Annotated in this window: 18 protein-coding genes; 9 read left to right on the top strand and 9 right to left on the bottom strand. The window is 56.0% G+C overall.

The features are described 5' to 3' along the window. Positions 1-385: 385 nt before the first annotated feature. Both RBB82_RS13610 and RBB82_RS13605 read right to left on the bottom strand, forming a co-directional pair. Positions 386-709 (bottom strand): hypothetical protein, encoded by a 324-nt coding sequence (locus tag RBB82_RS13610; protein WP_433971133.1) that lies wholly within the window; start codon positions 707-709, stop codon positions 386-388. After that, positions 672-1268, bottom strand: a complete 597-nt coding sequence (locus RBB82_RS13605) for an NmrA family NAD(P)-binding protein (RefSeq protein ID WP_433971132.1) — start codon at positions 1266-1268, stop codon at positions 672-674. Before RBB82_RS13605 ends, RBB82_RS13610 begins: the two co-directional genes overlap by 38 nt. Before the next feature lie 174 nt (positions 1269-1442). Here RBB82_RS13605 and RBB82_RS13600 point away from each other — a divergent pair, with 174 nt between their 5' ends. The 8 genes from RBB82_RS13600 (at position 1443) to RBB82_RS13565 (ending at position 9985) form a co-directional block, all read left to right on the top strand. Next, a complete protein-coding gene (locus RBB82_RS13600; RefSeq protein ID WP_433971131.1) occupies positions 1443-1808 on the top strand; it encodes a LysR family transcriptional regulator in 366 nt (121 codons plus the stop codon). Position 1809: 1 nt separating this feature from the next. After that, positions 1810-2340: a substrate binding domain-containing protein gene (locus RBB82_RS13595; RefSeq protein ID WP_433975379.1), complete on the top strand. Its 531-nt coding sequence runs from the start codon at positions 1810-1812 to the stop codon at positions 2338-2340. Between the two features lie 638 nt (positions 2341-2978). Further along, positions 2979-4544, top strand: coding sequence for a histidine kinase N-terminal 7TM domain-containing diguanylate cyclase (locus RBB82_RS13590; RefSeq protein WP_433971129.1), 1566 nt, complete (start codon positions 2979-2981; stop codon positions 4542-4544). Between the two features lie 374 nt (positions 4545-4918). Continuing rightward, positions 4919-5770, top strand: coding sequence for a LysR family transcriptional regulator (locus RBB82_RS13585; protein ID WP_433971127.1), 852 nt, complete (start codon positions 4919-4921; stop codon positions 5768-5770). Between the two features lie 183 nt (positions 5771-5953). Then, complete coding sequence (locus RBB82_RS13580; protein WP_433971126.1) at positions 5954-6676, top strand: SDR family NAD(P)-dependent oxidoreductase; 723 nt, start codon at positions 5954-5956, stop codon at positions 6674-6676. 371 nt (positions 6677-7047) lie between these two features. Continuing rightward, positions 7048-8037 carry a 4Fe-4S dicluster domain-containing protein gene (locus RBB82_RS13575; RefSeq protein WP_433971124.1) on the top strand — a complete coding sequence of 330 codons (990 nt, stop codon included), beginning with the start codon at positions 7048-7050 and terminating at the stop codon, positions 8035-8037. A 58-nt stretch (positions 8038-8095) separates the two neighbouring features. Continuing rightward, complete coding sequence (locus tag RBB82_RS13570) at positions 8096-9379, top strand: MFS transporter (RefSeq protein ID WP_433971122.1); 1284 nt, start codon at positions 8096-8098, stop codon at positions 9377-9379. 207 nt (positions 9380-9586) lie between these two features. After that, positions 9587-9985, top strand: a complete 399-nt coding sequence (locus tag RBB82_RS13565) for an alpha/beta fold hydrolase (RefSeq protein WP_433971120.1) — start codon at positions 9587-9589, stop codon at positions 9983-9985. A gap of 312 nt (positions 9986-10297) precedes the next feature. Here RBB82_RS13565 and RBB82_RS13560 read toward each other — a convergent pair whose 3' ends face one another. The 7 genes from RBB82_RS13560 to RBB82_RS13530 form a co-directional block, all read right to left on the bottom strand. Then, the gene (locus tag RBB82_RS13560) at positions 10298-10504 is read right to left on the bottom strand and encodes a hypothetical protein (RefSeq protein ID WP_433971118.1); all 207 of its coding nucleotides are present in this window, start codon (positions 10502-10504) and stop codon (positions 10298-10300) included. Between the two features lie 238 nt (positions 10505-10742). Continuing rightward, positions 10743-12689 (bottom strand): hypothetical protein, encoded by a 1947-nt coding sequence (locus RBB82_RS13555; protein ID WP_433971116.1) that lies wholly within the window; start codon positions 12687-12689, stop codon positions 10743-10745. Positions 12690-13069: 380 nt separating this feature from the next. Then, positions 13070-13591, bottom strand: coding sequence for a hypothetical protein (locus tag RBB82_RS13550; RefSeq protein WP_433971114.1), 522 nt, complete (start codon positions 13589-13591; stop codon positions 13070-13072). Between the two features lie 57 nt (positions 13592-13648). Continuing rightward, positions 13649-15850, bottom strand: a complete 2202-nt coding sequence (locus tag RBB82_RS13545; protein ID WP_433971112.1) for a GH92 family glycosyl hydrolase — start codon at positions 15848-15850, stop codon at positions 13649-13651. Then, positions 15847-17202: a histidine-type phosphatase gene (locus tag RBB82_RS13540; RefSeq protein WP_433971110.1), complete on the bottom strand. Its 1356-nt coding sequence runs from the start codon at positions 17200-17202 to the stop codon at positions 15847-15849. The genes RBB82_RS13545 and RBB82_RS13540 overlap by 4 nt, the downstream gene beginning before the upstream one ends. Before the next feature lie 89 nt (positions 17203-17291). Beyond that, entirely contained in the window at positions 17292-18353 is a 1062-nt protein-coding gene (locus tag RBB82_RS13535; protein WP_433971109.1) for a hypothetical protein, read from the bottom strand. 100 nt (positions 18354-18453) lie between these two features. Next, positions 18454-21681, bottom strand: a complete 3228-nt coding sequence (locus RBB82_RS13530) for a carboxypeptidase regulatory-like domain-containing protein (protein WP_433971108.1) — start codon at positions 21679-21681, stop codon at positions 18454-18456. Positions 21682-22777: 1096 nt separating this feature from the next. Between RBB82_RS13530 and RBB82_RS13525 the strand changes: the two genes are divergently transcribed. Further along, entirely contained in the window at positions 22778-23029 is a 252-nt protein-coding gene (locus tag RBB82_RS13525) for a hypothetical protein (protein ID WP_433971106.1), read from the top strand. Positions 23030-23151: the final 122 nt, after the last annotated feature.

The following is a 23151-nucleotide window of genomic DNA, read 5'->3' as shown; positions in this document are numbered from 1 at the left end:
TTTTGTTTTGAATCTGAATAAGCGTGACTGATCTGGAGTGCTATATCTGCGGGCTGCGTTGCGTGATCTGGGGAATCAAAATGGATCGCGTTCGAGAGCTCAGAGTGCGATAGACACACGACTCCGGGACACGCGAGTAAGCGCTTTCTTCCAAAAGCCACTTTGGCTGTCAGGCAAGAAAAAGGGGAGCCGGTTGACCGGCCCCCATAAGAGACTAATGCAGTTTGTCAGAAGGTGATGGTGCTCTTCACTGGTTCGGTTCGTTCCACATGAAAGGCAAAAACTTAAAGATCAATCAAATTTATATCCGCACCCGCTTAGGTTACCTGGGTGCGTTCGTGTGCGGTATTTTTTCGGTAGGAGCGTTTACTTAATGAACGAACGCTTACGCCTCCTGGCTCCCGTCTGCGACAAGCTTTGCAATCACCGACGTTAGGCTTACGGCTCCTGTGATGTGTTCCGTGCCGGGAACGCCGAAATGAATCCATCTCGAGTTGAAGCCATCGACCATCTCGGCGCGAGGTTCGGTCCGACCTTCCGGCATGCCTTGCCCGACGAAGAATTCCGCCCACTTCTCACGCGGTACGGCAACAGCTTCGATGGTGCGTCCTAGTGAACTGCTCAGTGCCCGTGCGACATCGTTAGGGGAATACTGCTGAGGACCGGCAACCTCAATATAGCGAGTGCCAACCCACTCCTGACAGGACATCCGCCCCGACCTTGCCAATATCAGCCGTAGCAACCAGTGAGAACTTGCGATCCAAAGGATAAAGGTTGGAGAAGATCTTTCCCTCTAACTGTGCGGCGGTAACGTCCCAGGCATGATTTTCCATGAACCAGCCAGCCCTCAGGAATGCGTGGGCGATAGGCAGATCTCCAAGCGTTTGCTCCAAGAGATGCGAACTTGTAATAAGTCCCAACCCACTGGTTTGTTCGGCTCCAATCGAGGAAAGGTATACGGCTTTCTTCGGCAGAGCCTTTGAGAGAGCCGCACGGTAGGACGCTAGAGTCTTGCGCGTTTCCGGAAAGCCGAGAGCTGGCGCAAAGTTCGGTGGGACCATGAGAAACACACCTTCTGTTCCTTCGAACGCGGATGCCAGTGCCTCCGAATCGTCGAAGTCAGCAGCCGCAACCTCTACTCCGCGGTCTCTCCATTGCGCGGCCTTTTCAGGATTTCGAACAATCGCGCGCACTTTCTTGCCCTGCGCCAATAGGTTCTCGGCAATAGCGCCGCCAACTTTTCCAGTGATGCCCATAATTGCGTACATTCGATCTCTCCTTTATTCCTTCCGATCACGGAGAACCCCTTGGAATGTGGGCTGTGATCTCCGTTCCGTTACGACCTGTACATCTGACGCGGCCAGCAATGACGAAAGCGTCAGAACTCTACGCATTTTGCTCATGACTAATTATCATGAATCAATGATTCATTTGATGATCGCTTGCTTAACGGGCTAGGTGTACTGGCTGCCGTCGTAAGAAGCGGAAGCTTCGGTGTAGCCGGAAGATCGTTGAACATGTCGCAGTCGGGAGTGAGCCGTGCAATCGCACGCTTAGAGGCGCGTCTCGGCACACGTCTGCTCGAGCGCACGACCCGTACTGTCACATTGAGTGAGGAGGGGCGCAGGCTCTATGAACAGATCGTTCCGCTACTCTCGGGATTGGAAGAAGCAGCGGCTTCGGTGGCAACCTCTAGAGATGCCGTTCGCGGAACTCTGCGGGTTAATATGGACCCGTTCATTGCGCAGCTTATGCTTGGGGCGCAGCTGAGTCGCTTTCTAAAACGTTTTTCAAGGGCTCAAGGTTGAACTGATTGCCCGTGACCGACTGGGCGATCTAGTTGCTGAAGGCTTTGATCTTGCCATCCGTTTCGGTGAGCCTCGTCCATCCACGCTTGTAGCCCGAAAACTCCTCGACACGAGGGTCGTTACCGTAGCTTCGCCGGCCTATCTGAAAAAGGCGGGCCGCCCAATTCACCCCTCCGAGCTCGGGGAGGGCAATCATCGTCTGATTGATTTTAGAAACCCTGAAACCGGGCGTGCCTACGAATGGGCTTTCCGTCAGGGCCGTAAGGAAGTAGAGATCAATTCGAACGCGCAGCTGCTGCTCAGCGATGTTGCGACCATTCACGCGGTCTGCCTCGCTGGCTACGGTATTGCACAACTCCTGGAGCTTGGGATCGAATCGTCGATCGCGAGTGGACGCCTGGAGGTCGTCTTTCCTGATTGGGTTGATGAACAGTTTCTTCTCTATGCGCTGCATCCCTCTCGTCATTATCTTCCACCGAAGACGCGCGCGTTTCTCGACTTCGTCATCGCGACCATAAAGTCCCCAACCTGATCTTCAATATTCCGATATGACAAAAGCGGCCAGAAGAGAACCCAAATGATCGTGCACGCCATCTGCGTTTGCTAACGTGGATGGCGATCGCAGATCCGCGGGACTGCAATCGTTGTACTGCGACGAGTTCTCAACCACTTCAGTGAGAAGAGGTATGCATTCTTGATTATGCGGTTTCGGACCGCGAATATCAGGCTGATCATCGTCGCTAAAAACTGCCCCGACTGCTGCTGGCACTGTCCTCGAAAAACGACGAAACCAACGACAACAACAAACCCATGGATTGCGCAGGTTGATACGGTCACTCCATATCGGACCAATGCGCTCATCGAGCGCTTGGCCTGTTCGCAACAACTGAGAACGGGCGCTAACACCGCTGCCTATCTCGTTTCTCGATATCGGGCAGCGCACAGGATTTGTCGAAGACGAGTTTTCGGGACCATAGAGGCGGAAAAGAGGTTCCGAAACCATCCCAATCGTCCTCAGCCATCTTTCCACCAATCCGGGCCATGCGGTCACTGGCAACTTCACTCGCCGCAGTCGCATTGCCCGAAGAACTGTCTTATTAGCGAGAGTTTGAGGAATTTGAGAGCGGCGCCGATAATGTGAAGTGTCTAGCCATCTGTGGCCTCTCTTTCATGCCGGCGAATATTGTCACTTCTTTAGAGCTCTTTCTCCTCGCAGTGTCTCTTGGCCTGTTCGTTATGGCCGCCCTGACAGCCACGCGTCGGCGCCAAGCGCCGCAGTCGCGCTTGTTGGCTATGGCGATGTGCGCCGAAGCTTTCTACTGCCTCGGTTATGCGCAAGAGATGGCGCAAACCACGCTTGCCGGAGCAATCTTCTGGCTCCGAGTGGAGTACATCGGTATTCCGTGGATCCCCGCGCTTTGGGTCCTGATTGGACGGCGGCACTTCGGCCTGCGAGGCCGCGCAGTTCTTTTATCGATCATTCCAGTGATCGTGGCCATTGCCGAATGGACCAACGGCATGCACGGTCTGTATGACCGCTCTATGGTACTTGTGCCGCGCGGTCCTTTCTGGGTGGTCGAGGTCCACAGAGGCCCCATTGCGTGGCTGAATCTGGCATTTCTGTATGGCTCCCTTTCTTATGGGACGGTACTTTGCCTATCGCGCATTCGCGGGTGTTCGGGGCTGGCCAGGTTGCAATCTATTTTTTTTGCGTTGTCCTGCATGCCGCCACTCATCGGCTACCTGATTTATTTCTTTGGTTGGAGCCCGTGGGGACTCGACCTGGCGCCGCTTTCCCTCTGCCTTACGGTCGCGCTCGTGTACGTTGCGGTATTCCGACTGGAGTGGTTCCATCTTGTCCCGACGGTACGGTCGCTCGTGTTCAAGAGCATCCGCGATTCAGTGCTTGCGATTGATCTGCGACATCGTCTGGTGGATTTCAACCCGGCCGCAAGCGTGCTCTTTCCATGGCTGTCGGAGCCCTGCCTTGGGAAGGAATTATCCAGCGTATTTCCCGAGAGCTCAGGCTTCCTGAAAGCGTTCAACACTTCGGAGAGTGTGCAAGATCTAAGTCTGCGGGTGAATGGCGAAGAACAGCACTTCGAGATGCGTATTCTCCCGCTGCATCGCGGGACGCAACACTTAGGTTGGGCTGTGATTGTGTCGAATATTACGGCCCAGATTGAGCTGGTGCAGCAGTTGCATCATCATGCCGTAACCGATTCCCTCACTGAAATCTCAAACCGCCGCGCCTTCGATGCCGCTCTGGAACGAGAATTTATGCGCGCGTCACGCTACCGCTCACACTTTGCCCTCCTGCTCATTGATGTGGACCATTTCAAGATGATCAACGACGTTGCGGGTCACGCTATGGGAGATCGAGTCTTGCAGGTAGTAGCCCGACGCATCGCCCAATGCCTCCGATCCACTGACCTGCCTGGGCGCTACGGAGGAGATGAATTCGCAATTCTGCTGCCCGACACTACACTGCAACAAGCCTCGCAACTGGCGGATCGTATTCGAGATGACGTGGGCCTCGCGACGGCTGACCTTGGGAAACAAGGGATGCGGGTAACCCTCAGCGTAGGACTCACGGTATATATGCCCGAAGATCCTGCTGACCCCACAGAACTACTGGAGCAGGCAGATCAGGCCCTTTATTCGGCCAAATCCGATGGACGCAACCGCGTCGGAATGTGGGGAAGCCTCTCTACCCACGCGAACTCGCCACTTTAGAACCGCTTGAGTCGGTGCGTTTTAGCCAGCTAGACTGGCGAATTGGCGATTTGTTCCGATCCTCAATCATGTGCACCCGCAAAAAGCTGCAGGTGTCCGGTAAGCAGGTCCGCTCAAGCCTGTCGCAGAAACTTGGTGGCCTCAGTCCCTTATACCAGATCGTTGGTCGCGTTCGACCCTCGCGCTTAAGGTACAGTTCTGAAGTGAGAACAGGTAGTTCGCCCGTTGATGTCAAATCAAATGAGGAGATAGCACGATGAGCACACTTGCAGCGTCCGCCCTTACCCCTCGGATGTCGATCTGACCCACGCCGCTATCTTAGATAATTCTGGTCAACAAGTTGGCTCTAGACTTATTGAGAGGGCTATCGGTCGATGGACATTGATGACTTAAGGATCGTGGATGCCGTAGCGAGGAGCGGAAGCATGAGTCGGGCGGCTGCCGCACTCAATATGGTTCAGTCCAACGTCACAGCTCGGATTCGTCTCCTTGAAGATGAACTTGGTGTGCAACTGTTCACACGACACAGCCGTGGTGTTCAGGCGAGCGATGCGGGACTGAGGCTTCTTTCCTATTCGCAACAGATAGGTGCGCTCTTCCGTGAAGCCGTTGAGGCGGTCAAAGAAGATGGGGTCCCCAAAGGTACACTCCGCATAGGAACGACAGTGAACAGCGTTCGGCCAAAGCTGCCGATGCTTGCCGTGACGTATGCCAAGGGCTACCCTCGCGTCGAACTGTCCATCATCAACGGTACAACAACATCTCTGATCGACCAAGTGCTGGAGAACCGAATTGATGGCGCGTTCGTCTCGGGGCCAGTGCTCCATCACGAACTGGATGTGCAACCGATAGGCTTTGAACGTCTCGTTCTTATCAGCCCTGTGTCCATGAAAAGTCTTGATGAGCTTTCTCAGGTTGAGAATCTGAGGGCGATCGTGTTTGCGAAAGACTGCTCCTATCGTCAGATGCTCGAAGCCGTCCTTGATGGCATGGGACTTCGGTATCAGACGCTTGAGTTTGATTCTCTGGACGCGCTCGTCACATGTATCACTGCAGGGGTCGGTGTCACAATTCTGCCAGATGCGCTCGTCGATGGTCCCTGGAAGGATCATGTGGCCGTCCACACGCTCCCACCGGATCGTGCACAGGTAGAGATCGTTTTTGTTCGGAGACTTGATCGTCATCCGTCGAGCACGCTCAACGCATTTCTGAAGATGGTCCGATAGATCTACAGCCTTGGCTTCCTCATAGGTGACCGGCATTATTGGCTAAAGTGATAGGTCCCATCAGAACAAATCGCGCCTCCCGTGCGCCCATGCTCACATCTATATAGCAGCGTGAATGCCGCAGATGAGAGTTTCTCCTCGAGAACTTTGCGGTGTCCACAGCAATGATTAGACGGGAGCAGTATGGCAAATAAGGGAACAGTTATCGTCACAGGCGGATCGCAGGGCATTGGGGCAGCGATTGTTGAAAGTTTTCTGGACCGCGGATATTCTGTCGTTGCTACATCGCGAAAGATTACCGAATCGAGTTTAGCCGCGTCTCCGAAGCTCGCGCTCATCGACGGGGACATCGGGCTGGCATCCACCGCAAAGAAGGTGGCGCAGACTGCGATCTCAAGATTCGGTTCGATCAATCACGTCGTCAACAACGCAGGCATCTTCATCTCGAAGCCCTTCGTCGACTACACAGCTGACGATCTCCGCGCGCTGCTGTCCACCAACATAGAAGGCTTCGTCCACATCACGCAGTTGGCGGTGAAGCAGATGCTGGTTCAAGGCACTGGTGGCAGCGTGACGAACATAACGGCGTCCGCCGTCGAAAATCCAAACGCGGCTCTGCCTGTGTCCTTCGCTATGATCACTAAGGGCGGCCTGGACGCAGTGACGCGTAGCCTTGCCAGTGAATACGCGAAGAATCACATCCGCTTCAATGCAGTGGCACCGGGAATTGTCGATACACCGATGCACAAAGATAATCCCAAGGATTTTCTGAAGACGCTCTCTCCGATGGGCACGATCTCCGATGCTAAAGACATCGCAGATGCAGTACTCTATCTCGCTGAAGCGGTGAATGTCACCGGCGAAGTGCTTCATGTGGATGGAGGCGCTCACTTCGGTAAGTGGTAAGCCTCTATTGAAGCAGCGGCGCGGTGGGCTCAACGAATCAGGCGGGGCCGGTTCCAGATATGCGAGCCGGTATCCAGCTATATTTTCGCTCCGAACCTAAGCTGCCGCTGACAGCGAGAATTTGTTTTGCGGAAGTCCCGTCTCACTACCAAGAACGGCTGCAAAGAGCCTATACGGACGCCGAACAACAGAGGACGCCAACATCGATAGCAGCAAATGACGCAAGACACTTGCACGCGGACGTGTGTCGGCGGGCGAAACGCCAACATTGTGAGGTAATCGAGCGGGCCGTCTCCACCTTTTGATCGATACCGTTCAGCAACCATCGGACTTATACTCGGGCGGTTGAAGTCTTTTCTTCGAGGAGACGAGTGAACAATCAAGCCAATCCACGGCGACCGAAACGTGGCAGCTACAGACCCAAGCCGGAGACTCTGGCGCTGCTCACGGCCTCCGGCAACCCAATCAACGGTCTGGGCGAGACCACACCTCGCCGGCCCTCCCCGTTCTTCTGGCATCCGCCGGATCAACACCCCTGGGGTGCATTGCAGGTCGTAGCGCGCGCAAACTCGCGTAAATGTCCTGGCTCAGCCGAGGCATTTCAAGCGGCCTACACCTATCCGGAGTTGATTCCTATCGCCGACACTCGCAACGAAGCTGCAGCCGAGCAACTCACTGCAGAGTTGACCAGGTTTGCGCTTGCCCACGAGGCGGATGGTGTAGGTGTCACAGCCGTGGATCCTCTGTATGTCTTCGAGGGCTATGCGATCGAAGATCCGTGGGTTGTCGTGCTCGCCCTCGCTCACAACTACGAACGGCTTAAGGAAGTCCCATCCGATGAGACAAACGGAGTGGGTGTCTGCGATGTTGGCGACCAGTACGCTAAGGGGACGCGCTCTTCGTATGCGTTAGTGAACTGGATTCGCTCGCAGGGTTACAACGCCAAACCACATCCGGGCCCGTCTGCGAATGCTCTGGCGTTAATTCCGCCGGCGATTGCTGCGGGGCTCGGAGAGCTCGGCAAGCACGGATCGCTGATTAGCCGACACTTCGGATCCGGGGTGCGTCTCGCTGGAATTACGACGGACATGCCACTCGTCGCCACCAGTCCCGACCGCTTCGGAGCAGATGAATTCTGTGCTACCTGCCAGATCTGCACGGCTGCGTGTCCACCCGGCGCGATTGGGCCGCAAAAGCAGATGGTACGCGGCGTTGAGCGGTGGTATGTCGACTTCGATAAGTGCATTCCGTATTTCACGGAGGCGGCCTCCTGCGGAATCTGCATCGCGGAATGCCCATGGACGCGGCCTGACGTGCGCCCTAAGCTGCTTGCTACGATGGCACGTCGACTGAGCCAGTAAGCCACGGTTTTTGAGCGAGACGAAATTTAGTCAGCTAGCTGGAGGACACGGCCGAACGATGAACGAGACAATTACCCCGCAGGCAGTGAACGAGAGCTCTCGTCACTACATTGGCTGGGGCGTGGTGGCGGCCGCATTTACAGGAGTGATGGTGAGCTTCGCTCCCATCGTCCCGTACACCTTCAGCCTCTTCCTGAATCCGCTCCATGCTGCGTTTGGATGGAAGCGGGAAGCGATCGGCGGCACGTTCGCACTGGCGGCGATCACCGTCGCTCTGGTATCTCCCTTCATTGGACTTCTACTTGATCGCTTCCCACCTCGACGCATCATCCTGCCGTCGATCCTGATCTTTGCGTTGGCGCTCGCCTCGCTCAGCAGGCTTGGACCAAACATCAGGCAGTTCTATTTCACATTTTTTGTGCTGGGACTGGTCGCCAATGGAAACGCGCAGTTTGCGTATGCACGCACTGTGCTCTCGTGGTTTCACAAGCACAGAGGATTCGCGCTTGCGATGGTTCTCACGGGCAGTGGAGTTGGTTCGATCGTCATCCCGCCACTTACCCAATGGATGATCGCGAATCATGGGTGGCGAAGCGCCTATGTGCTGCTGGGCGGCATCGCTTTGCTGGGCTTGCCTCTGACTGCGTTACTGGTGCGCAACCGGCCCGATACGGGCGTAGCGCATGAAAACCTTTCGTCTGCTGATGGTATGACTGTCGCCGCCGCACTTCGTACTGGATCCTTTTGGATTTTGGCCTGCATCATCATGCTCTCGGCGTTCAGCGAAAATGGGCTGGTGACGAACCTGGCAGCGATTCTTACGGAGCACAGGATCACGGCGCAGAGCGCTGCGCTTGCGCTTTCTGTTCGCGGTGGCGCCGGTATCATTGGACGCCTATGTGTCGGATTTCTCATCGACCGCTTCTCGCCGCAGCGTATTCAAACATTCGTCCTTCTGCTTTCGGCGATGGGCGCTCTCATCCTTTCTTACGCGGGTACATCGCCCGTCGCACTCATAGGAGCCGCGATCTTAGGGGTGGGTCTGGGTAGCGAAGCCGATGTCGCACCATATCTCTTAGCGCACTACTTTGGTCGTCGGCATTTTTCGGTACTGTACGGATTGACCTGGACAGCATATGCCATCGGCGGCGCAACAGGTCCCATGGCGATCGGACACTGGTACGATCGCGCAGGGTCTTATCAGCCTCGTTTTATTGTGTATCTGGCCTGCGTGGCCTTTGCGGCCGTGGTGATCAGCGTGTTCTTGCGGCGCGGCCGCGAACGGAACTCATATGATCCGGGCGTCATGACTTCCGCTGTCCCGATCTCCCTCGAAGACTAGTTGGGTAGCGATCCACCACCTGTTTGCGGATTGGAGAGTCGCGCTCACCATGGTCTTCGGCTCTCTGGTAGGCGGCGGCGCCAGCGAAGGCGCGGGCGCCATCGCATTCCCAATTTTCACGAAACTACTGCACATTGCTCCGCGTGATGCCCGTAATTTTTCTCTCGCAATCCAAAGCGTAGGCATGGGAGCCGCCTCAACGGAGCTTTGCTGCGCGCGTTTTATGAACCATTCTCTGGCCTCACCGGCTCCTGGCAGCTCATGCGACTCGTACGTTGGGGCAAACCTGAAGATATGTTGGGTGAAATCCCAGCCAAACTCACAGCATTGCTGATGCCCACGCTGATCTTCCAGGGATCACGCGATGTTTTGCCGGCCTCGTTCGTAGAGCGAGCCGCTTCGCTCATCCCGCACTCAAGAGTGGTTACGCTCGACACAGGACACTTTATTCCTCTCGACAGACCGAAGGATGTCGCGGCCTGCCTGCGCAGCTTCTTTGCGGAGAATAGCGGTATGATCGACATCCCCATCCAAGCGACCAATCGCAGTGCGCGGGGCCTTCACACCGTGCCTGCTGAACCGTTGCCCTTGCCAGTCGTTTTATAGTCCCAGTCTGATCTGCCGAGCGAGGCTGCTTCCGTTTTCAAAACAGCTTCGTCGAGTGACACAACGCGATAAACCCTTTTTGAGCTTCATCTACGCCGATTCGCGGGACCAATAGCGGTGGCTATACGTTAGAAATGATCCCCCCACGGATGGTGCCGCTCTTCGATCCCGGCGCGCAACCCGCCTCATGGAATGAGCGTTGGTGACGGGAGTGGTGCCTCAGTGGCGATAGCTCAGGTCTGGAAGCTTCGCTCGAATTCCCAAATCTTAGAATCAAGATATGGGGTACCCGGCTGACACGCGAATGCCCACTCATGCGATGAAATGTGAGTCTTCCAACGCAATGGCCTGCTTGAGGCTTGCAGCCATACCGCGATAGGTGCGCTGAATCTCTCGCAGGCGGAGCAGTTCGCCAGTGGTGTCGGGAGGATCGCTGGCGATCTGGTACTCGATCGCATCGATATCTCGCACGACGGACTCCAACTCTTTTTCCAGTAACTCACGCGGTGATAGAGGCATGGTCTCCTCCGCTTTGTTCCCATTCAGGGTACTGCTTTTTTCATTGATCGTCCTGGAGAACCGTGCTTCGCTCGAATGCCCAGATCTCAACTTTCAGAGTTCTGTATCCCACCCTTCGCAGAAGCGCGAAGGATGGGGCACCCAATTATGGGCTTGAATTCGTGTATGGGCCGCCCGCCACCCCCTCCTTCTGCTTCACCTCGTAGATTCCCAGAGCGTGGAATCTGAACTTCCGATCTCAAATCGTGATTTCTGCCCACGCCGGTTCGTCTTTTTCAAACACCTGTTGATGAATCGGATTCTTCATCAGGAAAACGAATTCTTGCCCTGTCGGAAAATCGCCCGCAATGAATTTGCGGCGGGCAAGTCTTTCATTTGTGTCGCTTCGAATAGTGGAAACAGTCGCCCCATCCAAAATCATTGATAGGTAGCTAGTGTCCACGACCAAGTATTTTCCAACTTCCGCACCTGTGTGATTCCATACGTTTGTAACTAAAGCTAGTGTCACGTTGCACTTTTTTGGATCGATCGCGAGTCCCTTTGCGTGCCTTGCTAAAAACCTTTGAAGTTCAGGAATTGAGCTGTTCATTTGCTCCGCCGCTTCCTTCAATATATTGTCGATTTTCCATTCATCGTAGCTGGTGTCGGACTGTATAAGTATTTTGCTCTGAAATAATATGACTTCGCCGTCTTTTGATACGGCGAGGTCGACATCGGTGAGCGGCTTTCCCCCCGCATCGAATATTTTCTTATCTCGCAGGATACGGAATCCGGCTCTCGTGAAATCTTTTTCAAGAAGGTCTAGATGTTTTTTACCTTTCATTGAGAGATCTCCGCCACTTTCAGTGACTATGATCGTCAGTAGATTTCTGTAAAATCTCGATGTTTCGATGACCGTCAAGGCAAGCATTACTTCGGAGTCGTTGAAGTGAATTAGAGGACGATAAAATAAGTCCCAGCGATTTGATTGGCTTATGACGAGTTCGAATTGATCGATAAGTGATCGAGCCTTCGTCTCGTCTACTTCTAATGACTCTCGAATAGCGAGCACGAGAGTCCCTCTCCTAAGAGTGGCTACAATGACTGAATTTGTTGCGTCGTAAATAGCTCTTTGCCATATCCTTCCGCACGCCATATAGAACATTAAGATGCCCCATACTTTAGCCAACTCTCGCGCTGAGAAGATACCCCCCTCAAGGGTGAATTTTGCATCTAAATCAAGGTCTCGCCCGACGTGCTTCAAGATATTAGAGGAAATGATTTCCTTAACGCTGCGAAGATCCTTTCGCAACTCTTCCCCTTTGGGGCTCTCCAAAAATACTTCTAATTTCTGAGGCTGCAATCCGGATAAAGCTTTGAGGTGCTTCTGCTGTGCAGGCAGATAAACTTTTCCGAAAAGAGTCTTATCAACTGAGTCGGCGGAACTATGACGAGTTTTGGACCAGTCCCAAGCTCTCTGCTGGTTTGTCTGCTGGATTCTAATCGTTATCGATTCATCGGTGACTGCGGCGTGAGCGCTTTTGTAGGAATAGAAGTCCCAAGACTGACCCACTTTCAGGGTGTCACTAGCTACTTCAAATGCTTCCACCAAGTCATCAACATCGACCGGACTGTCGTCGGAGCCAAGCTGCCCCTTTCTGAACAGTCTTCGTGCTTCGTTTATGATGACGTTCGCGTCGTCTGAAACATCTCGAACATAACCATTTCGGAAGCTCTCCGACACCTCTTTCCCATCAAATGGCGCAATCTCGGCCATCGTCAAAGCATCGTCGTGATGAACTCGAAGCGCAACGAAGTCTATGTTCCTCGCAACTTGGACTACTAGGGTTGTGAATGAATGATTCCAAATTTTTAGCTGGCTCGATCTCTTAGCGAGAATCGCCATGATTGTCTGAAATTCTGTACTTATTTTTAAATGAGTTTTTAGTTTAGATTTTTGTTTACCTGATAAGGACAGCAAATCGATTTGATCGAGAAGATTCCTGCAGAGATACGCGGTTGTCTTTACGTCACGCGAAGCTGTGAGAAGCCTTTGAGTACTTAGAAGCGCCAGAGTTGAATCGAAATCCTGCTTGATGAACGAACAAACGACTTGGACAAAATCGTCCAAGTTGCCATGTCTCAAGTGCTTCAACAAAATCGATTTTTGTGCCTGCCAAGTTTCCGATCCAACATCTTTTTTCATAGACTCTGCGGCAGCCGCCGACAACAAATGTGCGAATACATATAGTGAAAGTTTCTTTACAGCTGTTTGAACAACTTGCGATTTCCTATTGGCAGATCGATGAAAGTATACGATGAAAGTTTCGACGCCCATTTACGACTAAAGTGAGAGTTTCATCGATAAACCCAACCGCAGTCTCCATACCCATTTGTCATTCGCTTGACTGGTGCGCAAGATCTCAGTATTGATGCCCGGGCCAATCATTTAGAAGTATGCTAAGTCGACCAAGTCAGTACAGCTTTTGCGAGATAGCGTTCAGATCCTGGATCGCCTCTATATGCGCTTTCGGTCGTGATTGTCCCAATGAAAAGCGGTTGCGTTATCTCGAATACCCACTCTGATCAGAGCGCATCGACGCGATCGAAGGCGAATGTCGCGGCGGCTTTGCTGTCGCCGCCGAACGCCAGGGCGATGGTGAGGGTGTGGCCGTCTGCGGATAACGCATAGGTGTTGGTGGCGACAAGAGTGGCGCCCTGAAATCGAAGGTTCTGTGTGACTACCAGGGAGGCGCCTTGCCAGCGGGCCGAGACGCTGAGGATGGTGACGGGGCCCATCTTGATCCCGGGGGGCAGAGTGGTCTGGGTGCCGTCGGTGGCGAAGTCCAGGGTGTATTGTTGCCTGCGATGACGACCTTCAGCGGTTACAGACTCGCTGATGCGTCCGTCGCGTTGTTTGATGACGTCGGTTCGGGTGTCCGGTCCCTGCAAATCGCCGTAGTCGCTGGTTGCGAGATTGAGCTTCCAGGTTCCGCTGAGGTTGGGGTGTTCCTGGGCACGCATGGTGGTGGCGGTGGCGAAGATGAAAGTGGTCGCGAGCGAGAATCGTCTTAGCAAGAGTTTCTTGGAGAGAGATCTTCGGGACATTGTGCTTCCGAGCATGGGGCTTCCCTTTTTTAATCGGCGGAACATAGGGCGGCAGGTTCATTGGATAGGCGAAGGCTTCCAGGAAGAGGCCCAGGAGGATGGCTTCGCTCCCATGACGAAGCGTAGCGTTGCTCCCTGGGCGATGTCGCGGTAGCGGAGGACGGGGGATGTTAGCGGCTTGCCGTTTAGGGTGGCGGACTGGATGTAGAGGTTGCTTGCCGAGTTGTTCTGCGCGATGACAGTGAAGTGGCGGCCATGGCTGAGCTGGAGGGTGGCGCGGGTGAAGAGAGGGCTGCCGATCATGTAGTCGCCCGATGCCGGGTTGACGGGGTAGAAGCCGAGTGCGGTGAAGATGTACCACGCGGACATCTGGCCGCAGTCGTCGTCGCCATCGAGGCCAGACGGCTGGTTTGCGTATTCGTTCTCCGCGATCTCGCGCACCGTCTTCTGGGTCTTCCAGGGCTGGCCGCCGAAGTCATAGAGATAGCCGACGTGGTGGCTGGGCTCGTTGCTGTGCCAGTTGTAGTCGCCTTCGAAGTAGGCGTCGAGACGGGCGTTGAATTTGTCGTTGCCGCCCATGAGTTGAATGAGGCCGGGAATGTCGTGCAGCACATCCCAGGTGTAGACCCAGGGTCCGCCTTCGGTCCAGCCGGCGGCAGGGCTGGCCCACGATCCGTCGGAGTTCCGGGCTTGCATGAAGCCGGTCTGCGGATTGAAGAGGTGCTTGTAGTTGAGCGAACGCTGGAGGAAGAAGTTGTAGTCGGCGGTGCGGCCAAGCGACTTCGCGACCTGGGCTACGCACCAGTCGTCGTAGGCGTCTTCGAGGGTGCTCGAGGCGGCTTCGGATGTTTTATCGGCGGGGATGTAGCCGAGGGTTTTGAGATAGGTGAGCCCGGCTCGCGCCTCGTATGGCGTATTCGGCTCGCGGTCGCGCCATGAGCGCGTGGTGTCTCCGTCGGGTGGCGTCATGGCGTCTTTGTAGACGGCGTCCCAGGCCACGCGTGGAGAGAAGCCGGTGAAGCCTTTGCCAGCGGCCTCGGCAACGAGCGAGTCTGCGTGGGTGGAGATCATAATGTTGGTGTAGGAGGGGTTGGGCCACTTGGGCATCCAGCCGCCTTCTTGATAGTCCTGGAGGAGGGCCTGGGTCATGCCGCCGATGCGCTCGGGCGCGACGAGGGTGAGCAGGCTGAACTCGGCGCGAAAGATGTCCCACATGGAGTAGTCGGTGTAGGATTCGCCGTTGTGGATGTGGTCGTCGAATGCGCTGTAGTAGCGGCCGTGCTCGGAGAATGTGCGCGGATAGAGCATGGAGTGGTAGAGCGCAGTGTAGAAGATGCGGCGTTGATCTTCGGTGGCTCCATCGATGGAGATCTCGCCAAGCTTCGCGTTCCATTGGCGGCGTAGAGACTGTTGGACAGCGGTGAAGCTCCACGTGGGAATCTCGGACTGAAGGTTCTTTCGCGCCTGCTCCAGGCTGATGAAAGAAGTGCCGACGCGCGCTTCGATGACCTCTCCGTGTGTGGTGTGAAATCTGACGAAGGCTCCTGTGGCTAGGTCTGGCTGCGGCTGGGTGGGGTAGGTTCCTGCGTCGGCGAAGGGCTTGCGGAATTGAACGACAAAGTAGCCCTTGAAGTTTGGAAGCCGCAGCGGGCCGAGGCCGGAGTCGATGCGGTCGGGGTTATAGCCGGTGATCTCGTGGTCGGCTGTGTTGACGTGGGCGTAGCCGGCGATACCTGGCCGAGAGGTTTCGATGAGAACGAGAGATGAGTCGTTTGCGGGAAATGTGAAACGCAGATAGGCACAACGGGAGGTAGCAGTGAGCTCGGTGCGGATTGTGCGGGAGTGCCCGGCGTCCATGGTGACGGAGTAGTAGTCGGGTCGTACGGTCTCGTCGGCGTGAGTGAAGGGCAGTTTGCGTTCGGCGGGAGCGGGCTTGAGGGAATCGACCTCGGGCATGAGGGTTACGTAGCCGTAGTCGCCCATCCAGAGGGCGGGCTGGTGGGTGCCCATAAAACCTGAGATGGTGTTGTCTTGATATTTGTAAGAGAGGCCGGGCTGATGGTTCTGCCTGGTTTGCGCGGTCCAACTGGTCATGCCGAAGGGAGGCGTGACGAAGGGCATGGTGCGACCGTAGCCGACGGGGCCGCTGCCAGTGCCGATGTAGAGGTTTACCCAATCGACTGGATCGGCGAGTGTGGGTTGCGCCAGAGCGGCGAGAACAACGAACGAAGTGATTAGGCTGCGGTATTTTTTGATCATTTACGAGGGTCAGCTTTTTTGGGTAAGTCCAATTTCGGTGAGTCAACTTTGGTTGAGTCACCGACGAAGCGGTTGTCAATGGCGGAGTTGACGACCCTGGTGAACTCTTCCACGGTGCATTCGTAGGCGGGCGCAACGCCACTGCAGCCAGGAACGAAGATGGGCGCGATGGACGGACGTTCAGTTCCTGTCAACGGACGGAGATCTCGAATCTGATCGAGGGTTTGGCTTATGAAGAGAACCTGAACGGTCGCGCCACCACTGGCTCGGCTGCGGTGTACCTCGAAGACGAGTGCGCTGCCGGGTGGGGTGGCGTTGAAGGTCTGATCGGGCAACAGCCAGTCGAGATGGAGTAGTCCGCCGAGCCAGGAGAGGTTCGAGTCGTGCCCGTCGAGGAGGATGAAGCGGTCGGCTGTGGTGCCGAGTTGGTATGGCGTAGCATTGCCGGACGCAGCGCTGAGAATGGTGTCGCGAAGATGCGCGGCAAGGTTGGAGGCAGCGACCTGGGCTCCGTAGGGAGTGCGGAGCATGAAGTCGTGATACTGCGTGTTCATCTGCATGAGGTCGTCGAGGTCTGCGCGGGAGATGCGGCCCCATCCGACCTGCGACATTGGCATGCCCTCGGTGTATTCGAGCAGGAAGTTCTCGGCGAAGTCGGCGGCGAGGGTGACGGCGCCTTCGACGCGCGAATCGCGGGGCGCGGCGGCACCGTTCTGAACGCGGATGGTGCGGAAGTCCGGTGTGGATCTGTCGCAGCCGGAGCCGGCGCAGGCTGTAAGAGCACTGTGCATCTTTTCGAGCGGACGGGCGAATGCGCCTGTGAACCAGTCGGGCTGGTTGGCCATTCTGCCGAGGGTGGCGTCAGTGACGCGCTGGTGATCAACGGCGCTATTGCTCGACGGAGAGAAGAGCGGGTTCGGCCGGTCGGTGAAGTAGTGCGCCTGGACGGTGCATTGCGGCGAGAGGCCGGGAAGCAGTGCCTTGGCAGAGGCGATGGTGCGTTGCGTCGTGTTGGCCTCTACGTAGATGCCTGGATGTTCGCAGGAGTTCGACTGCAGGAGTGTCAGATAACGCATGCGGTAGAAGTCGGCGAGGAGGCGCAGGGCCTGGGCTCCGTGGGGTGTGAGGACGCCGGGCTCGGTTGGCCATGCGGGCCACGGCTGCGCGTTGTAGGCGCTGGAGCGGGTCTCACTCTCGATTGGAGCTCGGACGCCGTGGCGCATGATCACAATGACGGCTCGAAGATCGCCTTCGTCTTGTGGCGGAGAGGTTTGGCCTGTGGCCATGCTGCCGCAGAGCGCGGTAAGCAGAAGGCCGAGGAGCCTATATCGTTGACGAGCTACGAAGATCATCCACTCTCCCAGGGATTGTTCTTGAAGGAAGTACCGGAGCCTGCGTCGTGGATTGGACGCAGGCTCCGGCGGCAGGGTTGTCGAAGTGATTACTTGTCAGACTTCGCGGACGCTGCGGGGCGAAGCTCTTTCGCCTCCTGCTTCAGATAAGGAGCAAGCGCTTCGTACTGATTCGTCGCAATGAAGTTGACGCCGGCTGCAATCGCGGCCTTCCAGCGTAGAACAACTGCTTCGCGCGAGCCGAAGTTATAGGCGGATCCCCAGCCCTGGTCGTCGGCGGGCGCGAAGCCGTCGAGTGCGTAGAAGCGGACCCAGTAGCCCATCTTGTGGGCGTGGTCGACGAGCGCGTGAAGCCGCATGTTATCCGCTGGAGTCCAGTCGCCTGCGCGTGGCTCACCACCCTCCTCCACGGTGTACCAGGAGCTATTCCACCAGCGACGGTAGTTTGTTGGCGCCTCGCTGAGGAGTTCCTCGGGTGTGACGCTGACGGCAAGGTGCATGAGTTGCTCTATCGGCATGCCTTTGGGCATGGCGTGCTCGTGCGCCGAGCCAAACAGACGCAGGCGCTCACCAATGGCGAGGTCGTCGTAGAAGACCTTCTGCTGTTCATCGGACTCTTCGGTAACGACGAGGATGGGTTTCCTGTCGATCGGCGAGAGTGTGGCTGGATCGCTTGTCTTTACGGCAGTCGAAAGCCAATCCTGATGCTCGCCGAGGATCTGCCAGACAGCCTGGAGGAGCGGGGCCTGATTATCCTTGAAGTCGAAGTGCAGGACGATGACCGGCCACTGGCTCCGCTTGTTTTCAGCGATAGCTTTTTCAACGACAGGGCGAACCTGCTTGAAGAAATAATCTTCAAGCGTAGGCTCATTGCCGGTTGTGTGCGACGTATGCGAGACGACGACGCGACCCTTGCCGGTAGCGGGATCGACATACCATGCGAGGTCCTGCTCGATCGAGACCGGATAGCCCGAGGCGAGTGCCCGCTGAATACGGTCGTTCCAATGCCCTTCGTAGGGATAGCAGTTGTGCGCATCCAGAAGCGGCTGATTGTGATTGAGGAAGTCCAAATCCGGGCCCTGGGCACGGGCAGCCAGAACGGAGAGGCCGAGGAGTAAAAGAGTGAAGACCGAGTCGGACTTGGGACGCATGCTGAATTTTCCTTTGTACTATTTTCTGCTACGTGGTGTCGCTATGCGTAGCCCACATGCTGGACCTCGTCGTTTTTTCGAGGTCTAGCATGTGGCGAGGTTAGAAGGATAGGCGAAGCGCGAACTGCATGATGCGCGGATCGCCTGCGAGCGTAGTGATCTGGCCGACGCCACTGTCCAGAAGACCTGAGTCAGGTTGCGCGAAGAGCACGCTGTTGGTGAGATTGAAGACCTCCCAGCGGAACTGGAGTTTCGTCTTCTCCTGGAGATCGAAGTCGCGTATGAGAGCGAAGTCGAAGACGTTGGTGTGCGGTCCGCGCAGGTTGTTGATGCCACCGTTGCCGTAGGGATTGGCCGCCGTCGGGATGACATAGGGATCCGTGGTGTTGAGCGAAAGTGCCGGACAGCTCTTATTCAGAGAGGTGTAGAACCAGCACTTGACGTTGCCAACGATCTTCTGCGGGCCTGTGACGTTAGGGAGCGACGTCGCGTTTCCGTAGATATCGATGTCGTTGCTTAAGTTGCCGCCCGAGGTTACAGTAAACGGCGATCCCGACGAGTAGGTGTAGACGCCCGAGGTGCGCCAGCCACCCAGTAGTGCTGCAGCAGGTCCAGAGTGAAGGAACGCCTTGTTGTGACCGAAGGGCAGCTCGTACAGATAGGACAGCACCACGCGTTGGGGAATGTCGGATCCGCTGAGGGCATTGCTGGAGGTCTGCTCGTAGGTGGTGCCGGTGTTCTTGGACCAGGTGTAGGCGGCCTCGAACGACAGCCCGCCACTGAAGCGACGTTGCATCGAGGTCTCAAGACCACTGTAGTTGCCCACTCCGTTTGCCTCCGAATACTCGAGATAGCCGAAGTGAGGATAGGGGAAGGTTGTGGTGCCGGGGACGAACTGGTTCAGATCGCGGATGATGTCGAGATTTGAGGATTTGGTGCCGACATAATCCATCGTGAGTACCATTCGCGCGGGTAGCTCACGCTGGAAGCCGACGCTCCACTCCTGGGTGTACGGCGTGGGCGAGTTGGCCTGCATGGCGTGAATGTGAAGGGTGGACAAACTAACGTTAGCTGGATTCAGGGTGTTCGCGGGGAAGCCGTTCTGGAGGAATAAGGCCGGCTTGTTTCCGTTGGGGTTGAGCGTGACCTCGAGCAGGTCTGGTGGATTGAGGGCAAGCTGATCCTCGCTGCCGGCACGCTTGAACAGGAGATAGTAGATACCGTAGCCGCCGCGGATCACGGTCTTGTCGTCAAGCGAGTACGCGGCGCCGATGCGGGGAGCGAAGTCGGTCTTATTCAACTGGACGAGGCTGCGGTCGGAGAGCGAACCGGCTGTAGCCGTGACCAGAGATCCCGTGCCGGCGGGATTGAAGTTTGCGAGCTGGTTCTTCGCCGAGTAGGGTGGTGTCGCAAAGTCGTAGCGCAGACCCAGGTTCAGCGTCAGCTTGGGAGTGACCTTCCAATCATCCTGAGCGAAGCCGGAGGCCATCCAGATGCGCTGGTCGACAAAGAAGACGTTGGAGAGCGCGGCCTGGTAGACATCACCCAGGAGACCATCGATGTAGGAGTCCCCTGAGAAGACACCAGCGAAGGCGAGGCCACCGTTCGTGTAGTCCTCATCCTGATAGAGGTTGCGCATAGGAGCGCGGACGTCTGTTCCAAAGCGCAGGAAGTGCGCGCCTTTGATCCATGAAACGGTGTCGGTGTACTGAAACTGTTGCGGCACCTGTTGCTTGGGAAGGAATGCCGGCGAACCGATCACGGCGTGACTGATGTATTCCGTGATGCCGATGCCTCCGCTCGTGGCGGGGTTGGAGGGGACGCCGGGAATGAACTCGGAGGGATCATTGAGACCAAAGGGTTGCTGCTGATCGTAGGAGAAGTTGCGAACGAAACCGAAACGAAAGTCGTTGGTGAGGCTAGGACCGAAGATGTGGCTCCAGCCGAGAGCAACGGCCCATGACTTGAGGGTAGAGTTGCCCCAGGAGGAGGTACTGCTGCCGTCGGCGATGCCACCGAAGTTGCCGGGGACATCGCGGGTACGATTCGACGTGGTGTACCGGGCGAAGACGGCGTCTTTGTTACTGGCGTTCCAGTCGATGCGTCCGTTGTAGCTGTTATTGTCGTCGATTACAGAAGCGGTTCGTGCATAGTTGTTGAAGTCGCCTGGCTGATTGGGCAGTGGGAAGGCATTGAGAATTTTCGCGCCAAACGGATCCCACATAGACTGCGGGACCATATTATTCGCAAACGGAAGGCCTGTCGCCGGGTTACGGAGGGTCGGATATTTGACTCCTACCGCCGCGGAGGTGGCGGGACTGTAGTCTCCAATTCGCTCGTTCGGTAGAGGAACGGTTGATATACGAGTGACGCCCTGACGGATGCGCGTGCCTTCATAGTTAAAGAAAGCAAAGAGGCGGTCACGCAAGATAGGACCGCCGAGGTTGCCGCCAAACTGGTTCTGGATCTCCTCTGGCTTCTGAAAACCCTGCGACTTGGTGATGTAGTCGTTCGAGTCGAAGACGCGGTTGCGGAGATATTCGAAGAGCAGGCCGTGGATATTGTTTGTGCCGCCTTTGGTTGTGACGTCGACCTGTGCGCCGGGGCTGCGGCCATACATGGCAGTGTAGGCACTGCTGATGACCTTGAATTCGCTGATTACGTCGACGGAGGGACGAGATGCCGAAGCGGAGAGCTCCTGCAGATTCTCAGAGAAGGTGTTGTTATCGACACCGTCGAGGATGTAGTCGTTCTGCTCGTTGCCGACGCCGTGAACGACAAAGAGGCCTGTGCTGCCCGAGACACTGCTTCCGCTCTGCTGGGTAAAGCGCTGTGCCTGGACACCGGGAACAAGTCGGATAAGATCGTCCCAGTTGCGCTGGTAGAGTGGCGTTCCCACGATGGTCTGGTTGTCGATGACCGTGCCGATGGAGGCATCGTCACGGGAGAGTTGGGGGCTGGCCTCGGTGATATCGATCCGAGTGGTCGCTCCCTGGATAGCGAGATGAAAGTCCTGGCGCGCCTGCTCGGAGGGGTCGAGGACGAGGTCGGTCTCCTGAGTTTGAAAACCTGTCTGGATGATGGCAACACGATAGTGGCCGACCGGCAGACCGACGAAGGTGTAGTAGCCGGAGTGGTCTGTCACTGTAGTGCGGGAGACCTGTGTGTCTATGTTGGTCTCCGTGACCGGAGCGCCGGGAATAACAGCCCCCGAAGGGTCAGTGACAAGCCCTGAGAGCGATGCGACGCCTGCCTGTGAGAAAAGAGCCGGCGGTAGAAGGAGAGAGAACGACGCAAGCGCAATGAGGCGGAGACGGAGAGAGTTCATAAAGGCCAGCCTAAAAAAATGGGATCGAAACCGTTCTTGAAACGCGGACCGCAACGCAGAATCTGTTGCACTGCCGGGTATAGGAAGGAGAGTATTGAACAGGCGGAGGGCGTACAAGTGATGGCTATGTGTAAACACCTCCTTCGCGCAGCAGATTTGAAGCGGGAGGGGCGATCATTTCAGGAGTTTGCCCCTGTATGAAAATCTCGTTACCTAGAGACTGAATTGCGCTGCATTCCTCGGTTACACGGATGTGTATTCATGCAGAAACCGGTGTATACACCTTCTCGATTGATGCAGGACGGTGAATTCATTCACGCAGCATTCACAAGCGCGTTCTAGGATCAGGCTACGCAATGTTGTAGCCATCGCATCTCGATGGCAGAAATCTTCGTCTCAACGTCTTACATGACTAGTGTCGCCGGGTCCCAAACGAACGAGGAATATGCGGCAGTAGAGCGCATCGTGAGCAGCCGGCATTTTGCAAGATCTCCACTCCTATCGTCATTTCTGACCTATGCCTCTCGCCGTGCTCGTGAAGACGGCATGGTGCGCATCTCGGAGTATGAGATTGGATTGAACGTCTTCCAGCGGAGCGATAGCTTCGATCCGAGGGAGGACAATATTGTTCGCACCTACGCAAGACACCTGCGAAAACGGCTGCAGGAGTACTACGAGACTGATGGTGAGAACGATGTGATCCGAGTGGAGATTCCGAAGGGAACGTATGTTCCGGTCTTTCGGACCGTGGAACCCCATGCAATGTTTGCGGCGCCCGTGGCAGACTCCCTGCTGGAAAAAAGCGATTCAGAGACAAGCTTTCCAAGAAGTCGGCCACATTGGTGGCGGGTCTGGATGCCGTGGGCTGCAGCCATCCTGCTTGCAGTATATTCAGCTACATTATTTTGGGCAGGTCGCTGGTCTCTGCACTCCTGGTCTCTGCACTCTCAGATGACCACAGAGCATCGGAGTATGCTCCATCCACTGTGGGCCCAGCTCTTTCGCTCCGATCGGGATACATTCGTCGTTCCGGGGGACGTTGGATTTGTAATCCCCATATGGCACCATCTTCATCGTTGATCTGCAGGTCACCGGAGTGCGTGAGCCGGCTACTGCTGTCAGTACCCCGGCGACGGGCTCCACGAAGATCTTCGATCGAGGTGCTTTGCTCTCGACCAACTCTCTCGATGTAACCGGATCCAGCTTCTACGAAGGCCTCACGCTGCCTGCGTTCGACCTTGTACGCCGCTATCCAATAGAGACTCAGGAACCCGATATCGCCGCAGTGCTTGCTCGTGCGCAGAAATACTTGATCGATGAGGAATTCAAACAGCGATTTCATTCTTGATGCGTAGCTCATCAACTTCGACTAACGAGAGACCCTTGATCGTATAACGTCGCACATTGGAGCCGCTAGAAATACACACCCCATAAGGACTTTAGCCTTATGGGGTGTCGAATTTAGCCTTA

Source organism: Tunturiibacter lichenicola, from assembly GCF_051013355.1.
GTDB classification, from domain to species: domain Bacteria; phylum Acidobacteriota; class Terriglobia; order Terriglobales; family Acidobacteriaceae; genus Edaphobacter; species Edaphobacter lichenicola_F.
Note: the sequence above shows the minus strand (reverse complement) of the source record. Positions and strands in the feature narration are given on the sequence as shown.